The organism is Streptomyces asoensis, assembly GCF_013085465.1.
GTDB classification, from domain to species: domain Bacteria; phylum Actinomycetota; class Actinomycetes; order Streptomycetales; family Streptomycetaceae; genus Streptomyces; species Streptomyces cacaoi_A.
In genome coordinates this window covers 789,814-804,074 of record NZ_CP049838.1, presented here as the reverse complement: position 1 = coordinate 804,074, position 14,261 = coordinate 789,814, and the positions used below count along the sequence as shown (strand labels likewise).

At 73.3% G+C, this 14,261-nt stretch carries 14 protein-coding genes; 2 read left to right on the top strand and 12 right to left on the bottom strand.

Going from position 1 to position 14,261, the window contains the following annotated elements:
* Nucleotides 1-19 precede the first annotated feature (19 nt).
* From hemC to G9272_RS03620, 10 genes are all read right to left on the bottom strand, one after another.
* Nucleotides 20-955, bottom strand: coding sequence for a hydroxymethylbilane synthase (gene hemC, locus G9272_RS03665; RefSeq protein ID WP_171395171.1), 936 nt, complete (start codon nucleotides 953-955; stop codon nucleotides 20-22).
* A 94-nt stretch (nucleotides 956-1,049) separates the two neighbouring features.
* Nucleotides 1,050-1,523 (bottom strand): GNAT family N-acetyltransferase, encoded by a 474-nt coding sequence (locus G9272_RS03660; protein WP_171395170.1) that lies wholly within the window; start codon nucleotides 1,521-1,523, stop codon nucleotides 1,050-1,052.
* Nucleotides 1,520-2,038 carry a hypothetical protein gene (locus G9272_RS03655; protein ID WP_171395169.1) on the bottom strand — a complete coding sequence of 173 codons (519 nt, stop codon included), beginning with the start codon at nucleotides 2,036-2,038 and terminating at the stop codon, nucleotides 1,520-1,522. Before G9272_RS03655 ends, G9272_RS03660 begins: the two co-directional genes overlap by 4 nt.
* Before the next feature lie 79 nt (nucleotides 2,039-2,117).
* Nucleotides 2,118-2,894, bottom strand: a complete 777-nt coding sequence (locus tag G9272_RS03650) for an NPP1 family protein (RefSeq protein WP_142268651.1) — start codon at nucleotides 2,892-2,894, stop codon at nucleotides 2,118-2,120.
* 155 nt (nucleotides 2,895-3,049) lie between these two features.
* Nucleotides 3,050-4,030, bottom strand: coding sequence for an ATP-dependent DNA ligase (locus tag G9272_RS03645; protein ID WP_171395168.1), 981 nt, complete (start codon nucleotides 4,028-4,030; stop codon nucleotides 3,050-3,052).
* An 82-nt stretch (nucleotides 4,031-4,112) separates the two neighbouring features.
* On the bottom strand, nucleotides 4,113-4,802 hold the full coding sequence (locus G9272_RS03640; protein ID WP_171395167.1) for a response regulator: 690 nt from the start codon (nucleotides 4,800-4,802) through the stop codon (nucleotides 4,113-4,115).
* Nucleotides 4,799-6,055, bottom strand: a complete 1,257-nt coding sequence (locus G9272_RS03635; protein WP_171395166.1) for a sensor histidine kinase — start codon at nucleotides 6,053-6,055, stop codon at nucleotides 4,799-4,801. The genes G9272_RS03640 and G9272_RS03635 overlap by 4 nt, the downstream gene beginning before the upstream one ends.
* A 200-nt stretch (nucleotides 6,056-6,255) precedes the next feature.
* A complete protein-coding gene (locus G9272_RS03630; RefSeq protein ID WP_171395165.1) occupies nucleotides 6,256-7,407 on the bottom strand; it encodes a sensor histidine kinase in 1,152 nt (383 codons plus the stop codon).
* Between the two features lie 113 nt (nucleotides 7,408-7,520).
* The gene (locus G9272_RS03625; protein WP_216377799.1) at nucleotides 7,521-8,561 is read right to left on the bottom strand and encodes a zinc-dependent alcohol dehydrogenase; all 1,041 of its coding nucleotides are present in this window, start codon (nucleotides 8,559-8,561) and stop codon (nucleotides 7,521-7,523) included.
* Nucleotides 8,562-8,687: 126 nt separating this feature from the next.
* A complete protein-coding gene (locus tag G9272_RS03620; protein ID WP_171395164.1) occupies nucleotides 8,688-9,620 on the bottom strand; it encodes an SGNH/GDSL hydrolase family protein in 933 nt (310 codons plus the stop codon).
* Between the two features lie 327 nt (nucleotides 9,621-9,947).
* Here G9272_RS03620 and G9272_RS03615 point away from each other — a divergent pair, with 327 nt between their 5' ends.
* Entirely contained in the window at nucleotides 9,948-10,469 is a 522-nt protein-coding gene (locus G9272_RS03615; protein ID WP_171395163.1) for a MarR family winged helix-turn-helix transcriptional regulator, read from the top strand.
* 76 nt (nucleotides 10,470-10,545) lie between these two features.
* Nucleotides 10,546-11,265: a response regulator transcription factor gene (locus G9272_RS03610; RefSeq protein WP_171401825.1), complete on the top strand. Its 720-nt coding sequence runs from the start codon at nucleotides 10,546-10,548 to the stop codon at nucleotides 11,263-11,265.
* A 79-nt stretch (nucleotides 11,266-11,344) separates the two neighbouring features.
* Here the strand turns inward: G9272_RS03610 and G9272_RS03605 are convergent, their stop codons facing one another.
* Nucleotides 11,345-12,394 (bottom strand): Vgb family protein, encoded by a 1,050-nt coding sequence (locus G9272_RS03605; RefSeq protein WP_171395162.1) that lies wholly within the window; start codon nucleotides 12,392-12,394, stop codon nucleotides 11,345-11,347.
* Nucleotides 12,395-12,497: 103 nt separating this feature from the next.
* Entirely contained in the window at nucleotides 12,498-14,210 is a 1,713-nt protein-coding gene (locus G9272_RS03600) for a hypothetical protein (protein WP_171395161.1), read from the bottom strand.
* Between the last annotated feature and the right edge of the window lie 51 nt (nucleotides 14,211-14,261).

The window sequence follows — 14,261 nt, the reverse complement described above, 5'->3', positions numbered from 1 at the left end:
TCGACGGGGCGGCGGACGGTCAGTGCGGGATGCCGTCGATGATCTCGCGTGCGCCCTGACGCAGCAGCGACACCGCCACCGACGTGCCGAGCGTCGCCGGGTCCAGCCGGCCGGCCCACTCGTGGGCGTTCAGCCGGGTCTTCCCGTCCGGGGTGAACACGCAGGCGCGCAGCGACAGTTCGCCACTGCGGTCCACGCGCGCGAAGCCGGCGATCGGGCTGTTGCAGTGCCCCTGGAGCACATGCAGGAACATGCGTTCCGCCGTGGCCTCCCGATGGGTGGCCGGATCGCCGAGCCCGCTGACGACGTCGATGACGTCGGTGTCGCCCTCGCGGCACTGGAGGGCGAGGACGCCCGCGCCGATCGGCGGCATCATCGTCTCCGGCGACAGCACCTCGGTGATCACGTCCCGCCGCTCGATGCGCTCCAGGCCGGACACGGCGAGCAGCAGCGCGTCCGCCTCGCCCGCCGCCAGCTTCTCCAGCCGCCGGTTGGCGTTGCCCCGGAACGGCACGCACTCCAGGTGGGGATGGGTGGCGGCGAGCTGGGCGACCCGGCGCACCGAGGAGGTGCCGATACGCGTCCCGGCCGGAAGCTCGTCCAGGGTGCGGCCACCCGGGTGCACGAGGGCGTCGCGGATGTCGTCCCGCTTCAGGAACGCGGCGAACACCGTGCCCGCGGGCAGCGGCCGGTCCGCCGGCACGTCCTTGACGCAGTGCACCGCGAGATCCGCCGCACCGGCCAGCAGCGCCGCGTCGACCTCCTTGGTGAAGGCACCCTTGCCGTCGACCTTGGACAGGTCGCCCATCCATTTGTCGCCGGTCGTCTTCACCGGGACGACCTCGGTGCGCACACCGGGATGCAGGACGGCCAACTCCGAGCGCACGCGCTCCACTTGGGCCAGCGCCATGGGCGAGTCACGGGAGACGATGCGGATCATTTCCGGAACGGACATGCGGGACACGATAGACCCTCGCGGACCGCGTGCCGTGCCGCTCGTCGGTTCTGCGCCGTCAGAAGGTCACGTCCGGGAGGTCACGTCCGGGAGGTCACGTCCGCGAGGTCACGTCGAGAACGAAGCGCCGCTTGTCGGTGCCGAGGGCGCCGAGCCGGGCGTAGAAGCGGATCGCCCCCTCGTTCCAGGCGGGGGTCTGCCACTGCACCTCGCTCATGCCCAGACTCCGGGCCTGAGCAGCCACGGCGTTCATCAGCAGGGCGCCCAGACCCAGGCCGCGGTGGCCGGGGGTGAGGAACAGACAGTCCATGTGGAGGTACTCGCGGGCCTCCCAGGTGGAGAGCTCGGGCGCGCAGGTCGCGTAGCCGACGACCTCGCCGTCGGGCAGTTCGGCGACCAGGCAGTACAGCCGGGGCGTCGGGGCGTCGAAGAGGAGCCCGGCCAGCCGCTTCGCGAGGTCGGGCACGGGCGGGGCGGCGCGCTCGTACTCCGCGTGCTGGGCGGCGAGTTCGGCGACGCGCGGCAGATCGGACCGTTCGGCGTGCCGGACCCGTGCTGCGGCGCTCACCTGACGTCCCCCTCGACCGTGTCCGCGCCCCAGGCGGCGAGCCGCTCCACGAGGGGGCCGGTGCCGTCCAGGACGTGCCGTACGAAGGCGTCGCGCTCATGGGCCAGGACGGCCGCCTCCCACACACATGGCGCCAGCCCCACCCGCCCCGGCCGCAGGTCCTCGGGCCGGCCGGCCGGACCCGTGAACACCGCGAGGTCCGACATATGGCCCTCGATCCAGGTGTGGACCAGGAGATAGTCCCCGTCGCCGCCCGCGTGCACCAGCACGACGGCGAGGCCGAGCGATCCCCGCAGCGCCCCGAGTTCCAGGTGGCCGGCGGCGACCCGCAGCGCCTCCCGGGCGGCGGGCTCCGTCACCGTCCGCCCCGGCGCCTCGAGCGCGTACGCCTTGACCAGGTGCCCGGCGACCTCTCGGGCACCCAACGGCCGGGCGGTGCGGGCGTGATGATCCTCGGCGAGGGCGAGCAGCTCCTTCGCCGGCACGGCCGGCGGCAGTTCGTCGTGAAGATCCATCCGGACATCATGGGGCGTGCGTGCGCCGCCGTCCACGGTCGGGGAGTCCGCACCCCGACCCGCGGACGGCGGCCGAGGCTCACGCGGCGGGATCGAAGGCGATCCCGGACGGCTTCGCCGAGGAGAGGTGGTTGTTGAAGTTGGCGTCCTTCAGGCCGAAGTTGGCGCTGCCGAAGTCGTACGCGCTCAGCTTGTCCCGCAGACCCGCCGGGTAGCCGTTCCAGCCGACCAGCGGCGGGTACTGCCAGGTGCCCTTGTGGTTCTCCGGCGGCTCGTCGTTCGAGTTCGCGAGCCGGAAGCAGTGCGTGCTGATGCCGTCCTTGTGGTAGACGATCTTCGCGTGCGAGCCGTCGAAGCGGACCCCGGAGGCCGCGGTCACGGTGAACGAGCCGTGGTTGGACGTCGAGACGTACTGGACCTGGCCGTTCTGCACCCAGATCACGACGTGCTCCCAGTCGTGCCGGTGCCCGCCGATGCTGCTGCCCGCTATGGCCTGGTCCTTCTCGAAGTAGAGGCCGTACAGGTACGCGCACCAGCCGTTGTTGCACTTGTAGCGCGAGTAGCTGTTGGTGTTGTCCAGGTCGGAGGCGTCCCGGCAGCTGCCGTTGAGGGCGCCGGTCGGGTTCAGCCCGCCGTTGATCGTGCCGTCGGGGCCGATGGCGGGGGTCGAGTAGCAGCCGTCCGTGTCGTAGTCGAACGCGGGCTGATACGTCAGTTCGGCGGCTTCGGCGTTGGACGGCAGGGCCGTCGGCGGGGCGGCGAAGGCAACCGACGGGAGGGCGACGACGAGTGCGGCGGCACCGGCGAACCCGGTCAGCCACCTCCTGCCGTGGACCTTGAACTTCGATGACGACACTGCGTCCTCCTCGGGGTTTCGGGCGCAGCCGAACGGCTGTGTGGGGAGAGGGAGTTGAAAAGCAGCTCAGCTTCCCCGGTTTTCCCCTCCACGCCAAGAGGTCGCAGGCGTATCAGTGGTGAAGCACAGCCCAATACTTGGCTGCTGAGGCGAGGTCAGGCGGAAATGTCCGGCAGATCCGCCGCCGACTCCTCGGGCGTCAGGTCCGGCCGCAGCCGAAGCCAGGACGGCTGGCGCAGCAGCCCCGCCCGGGTCCGTGTGCTGTACCGGACCTCTCCGACCAGCCGGGGCACGACCCAGCGCGCGCCCGGCGCCTGCGGTACGGCATCGAAGGGGCACTCGTCGGTCGCGGCGGCCCGCAGGAGGGCCGCGAGTTCGACCCGCTCGGCCTCGCTCCAGCCGGTGCCCACCCCGCCGACGTACCGCAGTCCCGTCGCGGCCCGCTGCCCCACCAGGACGGCGCCGGGCAGCCCGGTCAGCCGTCCCTTGCCGGGCAGCCAGCCGCCGACCAGGACGTCCGCGACACGCATGTTCCGGATCTTGATCCAGGCGCGGGAGCGCACCCCCGGCTCGTACACCGAGTCCAGCCGCTTGCAGACCAGTCCCTCCAGGCCGTGGGCGTGGGTCGCCTCCAGGGCCTCCCGCCCGTGTCCGACCAGGGCACGCGGCGTCGACCAGAACGGCCCCTCCAGCGCCAGCGCCTCCAGCCGGGCCCTGCGCCGCGTGTACGACAGCGGGAGGAGGGACTGCCCGCCCAGATGCAGCACGTCGAACAGCACGAGGTGCACGGGTGCCGTCGCCGCCAGCCGTGCGGCCTTGCCCGGCGCCTGGACCAGGCCCATCCGGGACTGGAGCAGCTGGAAGTCGGCCCGGCCCTGTCCGTCCAGGGCGAGGACCTCACCGTCCAGCACGGCCGGCGTGGCGCCGAGCGCTCCGGCCAGCGGCCGCAGCTCGGGATAGGCGCCGGTGATGTCCTCCCCCGAACGGGCGCGCAGGGTGACGCTCCCGTCTCCGGGGAGGTACAGCACGGCCCGCTGCCCGTCCTGCTTGGTCTCGTAGGCCCAGCGCGCGTCCTGGGCGGCGGGCGGCAGTCGGCCCGGGGTGGCGAGCATGGGGGCGATGAGAGGGAGGGTCACGGGTGAGTTGTGGACGCGGTCGGGCCGAAGCACGCGGAAGAGGCCGCGGTTTCGCCTGAACGGCGCTGTGCCGGTCGTGCGCTCAGTGGTCGCCGGGCAGCGGCTCGGGCGCCCGGACGAGCCCCGACTGGTAGGCGATGACGACCAGCTGGGCGCGGTCCCGGGCGCCGAGTTTCGTCATGGCGCGGTGCACATGGGTGCGGACCGTCAGCGGGCTGACGAAGAGCTCTTCGGCGATCTCCTCGTTGGAGCGGCCCTCGGCGACCCGGGCCGTCACCTCGCGCTCGCGGGCGGTGAGCCCGGCGAGGTCGTCGGGGAAGCCGAGCCGGGCGCCCTCCGCGGGGGAGGCGAGGAAGCGGGCGATCAGACAGCGGGTGGCGAGCGGGGAGAGGAGCGACTCGCCGGAGGCGACGGTGCGGATCCCGTCGAGGAGGGCGTCGGCGGTGACGTCCTTGCCGAGGAAGCCGCTCGCGCCGGCCCGCAGCGCCCGGGCGACGTACTCGTCGATCTCGAAGGTCGTCAGGATCAGCACCCGGGTGTCGGACAGGCCCGGGTCGGCGCAGACGTCGGCGGTGGCGGCGAGGCCGTCGGTGCCGGGCATGCGGATGTCCATCAGGACCACGTCGGGGCGGTGCAGCCGCGCGAGGTCGACCGCCTGGGCGCCGTCGCCGGCCTCGCCCACCACCTCCATGTCGTCGCAGGTGTCGATGAGGATCCGGAAGGTCGCCCGGAGCAGGGCCTGGTCGTCGGCGAGCAGCACGCGGATGGTCATGGCGTCCGTTCTGTGGGTGCGGGAGGTGCGGGAGGTGCGGGAGGTGCGGGAGCGTCGGGGTAGAGGGGCAGCCGGGTGGTGACCTGGAAGCCGCCCTCGGGGCGGTGCCCGGCCCGGAGGGCACCGCCCACGGACTCGGCGCGCTCGCGCATACCGATCAGGCCGAACCCGCGGCCGTCCTCGACCGTGACGGGCCCGGCGGGCCCGCCGGTTCCGTCGGTTCCGTCGTCGGTCACGGTGATCGTCAGCCGGTCGCGGTCGAAGCACAGCAGCACCCGGGCCGTTCGCGCGCCGGTGTGCTTGGTGACGTTGGTCAGCGCCTCCTGCACGATGCGGTACGCCGTCAGGTCCACGCCCGGGGTGAGCGGCCGTGCCGTGCCCTCGGTCGCGACCCGCACATCCAGGCCCGCGCCCGCGCACGTCCGGGTCAGCTCGGTCAGCTGCGCCAGACCGGGGCTCGGGGCGAGCGGCGCGTCGCCCTCGTCCGACCGACGCAGCAGATTCACCGTGGCCTTGAGCTCGCGCAGCGCCGAGGAGGTCGTGCCCGCCAGGTCGGTGAGGAGGCCGTGGGCGCGGTCGGGATGGGTGCGCGCGAGGTGCGCCGCGGTACCCGCCTGGGCGTTCGCGAGAGCCAGATGGTGGGCGACGACGTCGTGCAGTTCACGGGCGATGCGCACCCGTTCCTCGACGACGCGGCGGTGCGCCTCCTCCTCGCGGCCCTGCTCGGCGTACTCGGCGCGGGCCTGGACGGCGTCGACGTAGGCCCGCTGGAGACGGACCAGGTTGCCGGTGACGATCGGGAACAGCAGCCAGACCGCGGGACTGATCGTCTTCATCGGCCAGGGGTGGTGCGCGACGGGGTCCGCCAGCAGGGCGGCCGGCACGATCACCGCGAGGGCGGCGCAGTAGTGGCGGCGCGACGAACGGCGGCCGGCGCGCACGGTCAACCGGTAGAGGGCGAGCATGAGGGGGCCCAGCAGCAGCGGGGTGATGAGGTGGCCGAGCGCGATCGCGCCGGCCGCGCCGCCGGTCGTCAAGGCCACGACAGCGCCGGGGCGGGTGCGCTGCCACCGCAGCAGCGTGCCGCAGGAGAGCAGCCCGAGGGCGATCGTCGGGCCCGCGGTGTCCGGCCGGCCGGCGCCGAGGACGGTGATCTCGCTGCCCAAGAGGAAGGCCGCGAAGAGCAGGACGGCCGTCATGGTGTCGACGGTGCGGGTGTGGTCGTCCGCGTAGCGCTGCCAGGGGATGCACATGGGCTGACTCCGGTGGGGGCGTGGACCCGGCGCGGACGGGACCCGCCGCGCACGAGGGGCGCGGGCCGCCGCCCCGGCGCTCCCTGCCGGGCGGTCGCCCACCGGGGAGGGCGGAGGGCGGACTCCCGCCGGCGTCGGCCTCCGCGCGGCGCGGTACGGGCCGCCGTGACCGTCGTACGGCGGGTCGCCCGGGTCTGCGCTCACCACACGCACGGCAGCTCCACCTCGATCACCGTGGGCCCGCCCACCGGGCTCGTCACCCGCACCGTCCCGTCGAGCGCGGCGACCCGGCGCCGCATGCCCAGCAGCCCCGATCCGGCGCTCTCGTCGACGCCGCCGCACCCCTCGTCGCACACCCGCACGCTCAGCCCGGTCCGGGAGCGGGCCAGCACGACCTCGGCCCGGTCCGACCCGCTGTACTTGGAGGCGTTGGTCAGCGCCTCGGCGATCACGAAGTAGGCGGCCGCCTCCACCGCGGCCGGCGCCCGTGGGCCGTCCGGGAGCAGGTCGGTCCGCACGGTCACCCCGAGTCCGCTGCTGCCCGCCAGCGCCCGTACGGCCCCCTCGAGTCCCCGGTCGGTGAGGATCGGCGGATGGATGCCGCGTACCACGTGCCGCAGTTCGGTCAGGGCCTCCTCGGCCTGGTCCTGCGCGTCGGTGAGCAGCTTCCGCGCGGTGTCGGGGTCGGCCCCGTACGCCCGCTGGGCGAGTCCGATCCGCATCGACAGCGCGACCAGCCGCGCCTGGGCGCCGTCGTGCAGGTCCCGTTCGATCCGGCGCAGTTCGGCGCCGTGCGCGGCGACCGCGTCCGCCCGGGTCGCGGTGAGCTGCTCGACCCGACCGGCCAGCAGCGCCTGGGGGGAGGGTCTGAGCAGGGCGGCCGACCAGCCCGCCTCCAGGTCGGCGAGCCGGACGAGCAACGGCAGGACCAGCGCCTCGCGGCCCAGCAGGGCGCGCCGCACACCGTCGACGAGGAGGCCCACCGGCCACAGCGGCAGCATCAACAACGTCAGCCAGCCGTAGGCGTAGTACGCCCCCATCCAGCGCAGATCGGTGAGAGTGCCGGGATCCCCGACGGCCGTCCGCAGCCGCTCGCGCAGCGGGCCGGTGACCGTTCGGTACGCCTCCGGTATCTCCCGGCCGGTCCAGGACGCCGTCAAGCGCCGCTTGGCCCCGGCGATCCGGCGGATCAGCAGCACGGTCTCGGGCAGCAGCCAGATCCCGACCCCCGAGACCGCGCCGGTGGCGGCGATCAGCAGGACGGTGATGAAGAGGTACGACCCGAAGGCCATGGCGGCGGCCAGGAAGAGATGGACCGTGGCCCGCGCCGCCTGTCGCAGGGTCGCGCGCATGGAGTGCCGTTCCTCTCGTGAAGAGAAGCGGGGGAGGGGGACGGTGGGGGGAGAACCACACGGGCCGCCGGCCGGCGGACACGCTCGGACCGGCGGACCCGTGTGCGGAGGTCCTAGTCGTCCAGCGTGACGACGACCTTCTCCGCCGCGCCCGGGGTCAGGGCGAGTTCGAAGGCACGGGCGGCCTCGGTGAACGGGACGCGGTGGCTGATCAGCTTGGCGAACCGCTCCTGGTGCTCGACCAGTTCCGGGGTCACCTCGAAGATCTCGGTCGGGTAGCCCTGGGAGGCGATGAGGGTGAGCTCGCTGCGGAGCATGCCGCCGAGGTCGATCTCGCCCTTCTTCTGCACGGCCACCATGACCAGCTTCGCGTGCCACTTCGCGGACTGCACCACGGTGTTGAAGACGACCGGGGCGCCGGCCGCGTCGATGAAGATGTCGGTGCCCGGCCGGGGCTGGCCGAGGGCGTTGGCGCTCTGCCCGTGCAGTTCGGTCAGCCGCGCGGCCACGTCCTCCTCGGCCGAATTGATGACGGCGTCCGCCCCGACGGCCAGTGCCTTCTCCAGCCGGGAGGGGATGACGTCGGCGACCACCACGTGCTCCACACCGCGCAGCTTCAGCCAGATCGCCGCGCCCAGTCCGATCGGCCCGGCGCCGAACACGACGACCTTGTCGCCCGGCCCCGCCTCGGAGCGGTTGACGGCGTGCCGGGACACGGCCATCGGCTCGTTGAGGGAGGCCACGTCGAACGGCACGGTGTCGGGGAAGACGGCGACGCTCTTTCCGACCTCGGCGTTCTCGATCAGCAGGTACTCGCTCATCCCGCCGAACTTTCCGCCGCAGCCGATGATGCCGGTGGGCGCGTCCTGCGGGTTGACCACCACGCGGTCGCCCGCCTTCAGGCCGTCCACCTCGGCGCCGACCTCCACGACCTCACCGGCCGGCTCGTGGCCGAGCGCCACGGGGATCAGCTCACCGCCCAGATGGGCCCGGGCGGGGATACCGCCCATGTGCAGGAAGGTGACGTCGGTGCCGCAGATGCCGCAGGCGCGGATCCGTACGAGCGCGTCCTTGGGACCGGGCACCGGTCGCTCGACGTCCACGACGTCGATCTTGTCGACCCCGCCGGTCCGGACGGACTTCATCGTGCTCATGAGGGAGCCTTTCTCGCTGGGGGAACTCGGTTGCTGGAGACAGGTGTTGCCGGGCTCGGGGAAGCCCTGACGGAATCCGGGGGACCGCGACCCACCCGGAGGGTCGAAGTCAGGAGGCCGCGCACGTCAGACGCCGAGGGTCTTGAGCACGGCGTCCGCCATGCCCCGCTCGCCGCGCTCGTTGGGGTGGACGGAGGCGGCCGGGGCTCGCGGCACGAGCGGCTCGACCCAGCGCACCTGGCGGTCGGCGCAGGCGTCGCGCCCCACCGAGGGCGTGTACGTGTCGACATAGCCGGCCCCCGCCTTGTCGGCCCGCTCGCGCAGCATCCTGTTCAGCTGCTGCTCCTTGTCGTGGAGGTAGGTGATGTCGCCGGCGGCGAGGCCCATCTCGCCACCGCAACCGGTGGTGTGCGGCGGCAGGATCGCGGGATAGCCCACGACGTAGACGCGGGCCTTCGGCGCGCGTCGGCCGACCTCGGCGAGGGCCGTGGCCAGCCGTCGGTCCGCCGCCGCTATGCGCCGCTGCACCTCGTCGGTGCCGTCGGAGACGTACCGGGCCCGGCAGGGCGCGTCCCCGGTGGCGTCCTTCCCGTCCGTCAGGCCGCTCAGCGCGAAGTGCAGCACTCCGGACTTCACGCAGCTCTTCACCAGCGGGGCGAAGCCGATGTCGTTGCCGCCGATGCCGAGGGTGACCAGCCGGGTCCGGTCCGACAGGGCGGCCAGTTGCGCCGGGTTGGTGCCCCGGTCCGTTGACTGGGCCGAGGTCAGGTCGGCGACGGTCGCGCCGGTGCAGCTGACGTCACGGAAGTCGGTGGCGGGCAGGTCAAGCCGCCGGGCGACGAGCGCCGGGTAGTTGCGGTCGGAGCGGTCGCAGCCGGCGGGGCTGCCGCCCTGGCCCGGGATCTCGGGACCGGCGGTGTAGGAGTCGCCGAGCGCCACGTACGGGCCGCCGGGCGGCGCGGATCCGGGAGAGCCGTCGTGCCTGCTGATCACGATCGCGGTGGTGAGCACGCCGCAGGCGAGCGCGCCGGCCAGCGCGGCTCGTACGGAGTTCTTCATGGCAGGAGTCCTGTCTGTCGTCCCGGGTGATCCACGCCGTGCAGCTGTGTCGTGGAGCTGTGCTCGGCCGGGGGAGAAGCGGCCGGGGCGGCCGAGCGTGCGTGGAAGGTCGGAGGCGTCCCGGGGCCCGGCGCCGGGCGGGGTGTGCCGGCTGCCGGGCCCGGGGACCGCGCCGATCCCCGTCCCCACGGGTTCGGCGGCCGGGGGCCGCCTCCGCTCAAGGCGACTCCCGGATTGCTTGAGTTAGGCAAACACATCTGGATTACTTGAGTCAAGCAAACGAGATGATTTACTTGAGTTAGGCAACCAGAAGGGTAGGGTGAGATCATGTCCCACGCGCAGCCGGCGGTGCCGCCCGCCTCGCCCGCGGCGGTCGAGCTGGAACGGGCCCTCACCCGGGTCGCCTACCTGGGCGCCCGTGCCCGGCAGCACGACCGGCTGATCACCGTGGCGGGCGTGCCGCTCGACCGGGCCGCCGTCGCGATGCTGCGCCAGATCGCCGACCACGACCCCTTGCGCCCGGGGGAGCTCGCCGAGGTGCTCGCCGTGCAGGCCTCCCATGTCACCCGCCAGGTGCAGCGGCTACAGAAGTCCGGCTATGTCACCCGGGTCGCCGATCCCGACGACAGCCGCGCCCGGCGCATCCGGCTCACTCCGCTCGGCGAGGACGCCGTCGCGCGGCTGGGCGAAGCGGGCGCACGCGGTATGCAGCTGGTCCTGGCGGACTGGTCGCCGGGCGAACTGCGCCGGCTCGCCGACCTGGTCCACCGTCTGGTGGACGTCTTCCTGGCCCATCCCGCCGACGAAGGGCACGCCTTTGACACCGGCACGACGACACCCACGCCGTGACGACGGTCGGGTCGCTCTCGGGGACCCCAGGGGCGCTGCGGCCCCCGCCGCACCGTCGGCCCGTCCCGTCTCCCCCCTGAGGAGCGAACCGCCACTCACCCGCGGCGCGGGCCGGTCGGTCCTGGTCATCACGGGTGAACCGGACCTCGCCGAACTGCTCGTCACCAGCCTGGAGCCGGCCGGCTACCGGGTGGGCCTCACGGGCACGGCCACCGAAGCGCTGGCCCGGCTCGGGGCCCACCGGTTCGATCTGCTGGTCGTCGACACAGCCCGACCGGATCTGACCGGGGTCGACGCGGTGGGCCGCCCGGTGATCGCTCACCGGCCTCCGGTCCTCTACCTCGCCTCCGACGACTTTCTCGACCGGCTCCTGCCCGAACTCGACCTGGGGCAGAAGGATTACGTGACCAAGCCCCTGCGGGTGCCCGAGGTGCTGACCCGCATGCGGCTGCTTCTGCGCGGCACCGCCCCCGGCCGCCCGGGAGCCGGGGGCGACGCCCCCGGCTATGGCGACCTGGTCCTCGACGACACCCTCTGCCGGGCCCGGCGCGGCACCCGCGACCTCGACCTCACACCTGCCGAGTACCGCCTGCTGCGTCACCTCCTGGACAACGCGCACCGGGTGCTGTCGAAGGAGCAGATCGGCCGGTACGTCTGGGGCGAATTCCGTGGCGACAACGCGATCGAGCAACTCGTCTCCCGGCTCAGGCGCAAGGTGGACCAGGAGGCGGCCGTCCTGATCCACACCCGGCGGGGCTTCGGCTACTGGCTGGGCAAGGAGAACGGCGAGGGCTGAACTCCCCATGTGATCCACGCCGCGTGAGCGGGCGAAGGGCCCCGGCAGGCGGTGCGAACCTGCCGGGGCCCAGCCGTGGCTAGTGCCCGAGGTGGATCACGGTCACCTGGTCCTCGCCGTTCGCGCCCGCGCCCGACTTGTCGACCACGTAGGCGACGCCGTCGGCGACCTCCACGTGGTTGGGGTTGGTGCCGGTGGCGACGGTCTCCTCGACGACGCCCTTGCGCGGGTCGACCACGGTCGCGGTGGCGGCGGTGCGGTTGACCACGACGACATCGCCCGAGCGGTCGTCGGTGGCGACCGACAGGGTGCCCGCGCCGGTGGCGACCGACTTGGTCACCGTGCCGGTGCGCAGGTCGACGACCGAGACGCCGCCCGCCGTCTGGTCGGCCGTGTACGCCGTACGGCCGTTCTTCGACAGCGAGATGGAGATCGGTCCGTCACCGGTCGGGATGAGACGCGGGGTGTCGGAGGCGCGGTTCACCTCGATGATCCGGTCGTTGGAGAGGTCCGTGGCGTACACCGTGCCCGTCTTCTCGTCGACCGCGAGACCGGCCGGGCCGGAGCCGTCGACCGTGACGCGCTTCTTCTCGGTGAGCGTCTTGGAGTCGTACGCGACGAGCGAGCCGGCGCCGAACGCGGAGGCCCACACCGTGTTGTGCTTCTCGTCCACGACGATCTCACGGGCGTGCGCCACGTTCGGCAGCGTCGCCAGGTGCGCGCCGGTCTTCTGGCTGTAGACGGCGACGGTGTTGCTGCGGGTGTTGGTCACCCAGACGGTGTTGTGCTCGTCGTCCACGGCCACGCCGTACACGGCCTCGCGGGCGCCGGTGGCGGCGTCGAGGACCGGCGGGAGGACGGTCTGCTCGACCGTCAGGGTCTCGGGGTCGACCTTCAGCAGAGTGGTGCTGGTGGCCGCGCGACCCACGGCGGTGGTCACCCAGAGCGCGTCGTTGCGCTCGGAGTACGCGGACTGGTACTGCCCGGTCGCCAGCGGCAGGGTCGTCGCGGAGAACGCCGTCGAGTGGGCCGACGCGGTCCCCGCCAGCGCCAGGGTGCTGCCGGCGGTGAGGGCCACGGCGATCGCCGCCGAGGCCAGGGTGCGACGACGGCTGATACGGGTGGTCATGATGGATGTGCTCCCTTGTGTGCAGCGTTGATGATGAGAGATCCGGGGTTCCACCCCAGCCGGCACGGAACGTGCCGGAGCTTGTGCGGACCTTGAGGGCCCGTCAGTCGCCGGAGCCGGCCGCGGCGGGGCGACGGCGCACCACGAACAGCGTGGTGGCCGCGGCCCCGCCGGCGCCGCCGGCCGCCGCGGCGGCCGCGGACCAGGCGATGGTGGCGTAGGAGACGGGGGCCTGCACCGAGGCGGCGGCCGCGAGGGTCTTCTCCTCCGTCGGGCCCGGCGCGGTGGTCGACGAGGACGCCGCGGAACCGGTGCCGGCCGCGCCGGTCACGGTGAACGCGACCTTCAGCGAGGTCGGCGGGTTCGGGGCGAGGAAGCGCAGCCAGTGCGCGCCGGTGGAGGTGCCCGCGGGGACGGCGACGTCACCCTCGTACGAGCCCTGCGCGTCGGCCTTCCACTGGCCGAGGATGTCCTCGTCGTCGAGCTTGACGGTGACGGTCTCGCCGGCCGGGAACTTCGTCACCTCGAAGTGCAGCGTCCCGCCCGCCTGCACCTGGCCGGCGGTGATCTCGGCCTTCGCGCCGGCCGCGTTGGTGGCGGAGGCCGGCTCACCGGACGCGGCCGGTACGGGCGTCGCGGACGCGCCCGTCGTACCGCCGCCGGCGGCGGCGGTCGTGGAGGCCGACGAGGACGTGACGGTGAAGGACGCCTTGAGGCTGGTCGCCGGGTTCGGGGCGAGGAAGCGGAGCCAGTGCGCGCCGGCCGGGGTGTCCGAGGGGACGGTGACCGTGCCCGAGAACGTCCCGTCCGAGCCGATGCCGCCCTGCCACTGACCGATGATCTCCGCGTCGTCCAGCTTGACGGTCAGCTGCTGCCCGGCAGGGAAGCCGGTCACCCGGAAGGAGACCTTGCCATCGGCGGCGACACGTGTTCCCGCGGTGAGGGAGACCGACGGGGAGGACGAGCCGGATCCGCCACCGGAACTCGAGCCGCCGGTAGAGCCCGAGCCGCCCGTGGAGCCCGAGCCACCGCTGGAACCGCTGCCACCGGAACTCGAGTCGGTCCCGCTGCTGCTTCCGCCCGCGCCGCCTCCGCCGCCGCTGGTGGCCGCCGCCGTCACCTTGAGGTCGGCCTTGAGGCTGGTCGCCGGGTCCGGGGCCAGGAAGCGCAACCAGTGGTCACCGGCAGAGGTGGACGCGGGGATCGTCACCGAACCCGAGAAGGTGCCGTCCGCGGCGACCGCCTTGCCGAACCGGGTGAGGATCGACGTGTCGTCCAGCTTCACCGTGACCGTCTGGCCCTCGACGAACCCGGACAGGCTGAACGCCACCTTGTCGCCCGCCGTGACCGACGCGCCGCCGGTGAGCTTCACCGCGGGTTCGGCGGTCGGGCCGGGCGAAGGGGAGGGGGAGGAGGAAGCCGTGGTCACGGTGAGGTCGGCGCTCCTGACGCTGGTCTGCGGGGCGAGGAACCGCAGCCAGTGCCCGGCGCCGGCGCTCGTGCCCGCCGGAACGGTCACCGCCCCCGTGACGGTGCCGTCGTCGCCGATCGTGAACTGCTTGAGCAGGGTCGCGTCGTCGAACTTCACGCTGAGCGTCCCGCCGGCCGGGAACCCGGCGACGGTGAAGGACACCTCGCCGCCCGCCTGGACGGTGTCCGCGCCGAGCGTGACGGCGGGCGAGACCGCCTCGGCGGCGAGCGCCACGGTGGCGTGCCCGTTCCCGGCGACGGGCAGGGCCATGGCCGGTGCGCCGAGCCCGAGGGCGGTTCCGGCGGTGAGTGCGAGCACCCGGCCGCCGATTCTGTGAGAGGTCATGAGAACTGCTCCTGGCAGATGAGGGAGATGTGCCGCACGGCAAGCGCAATG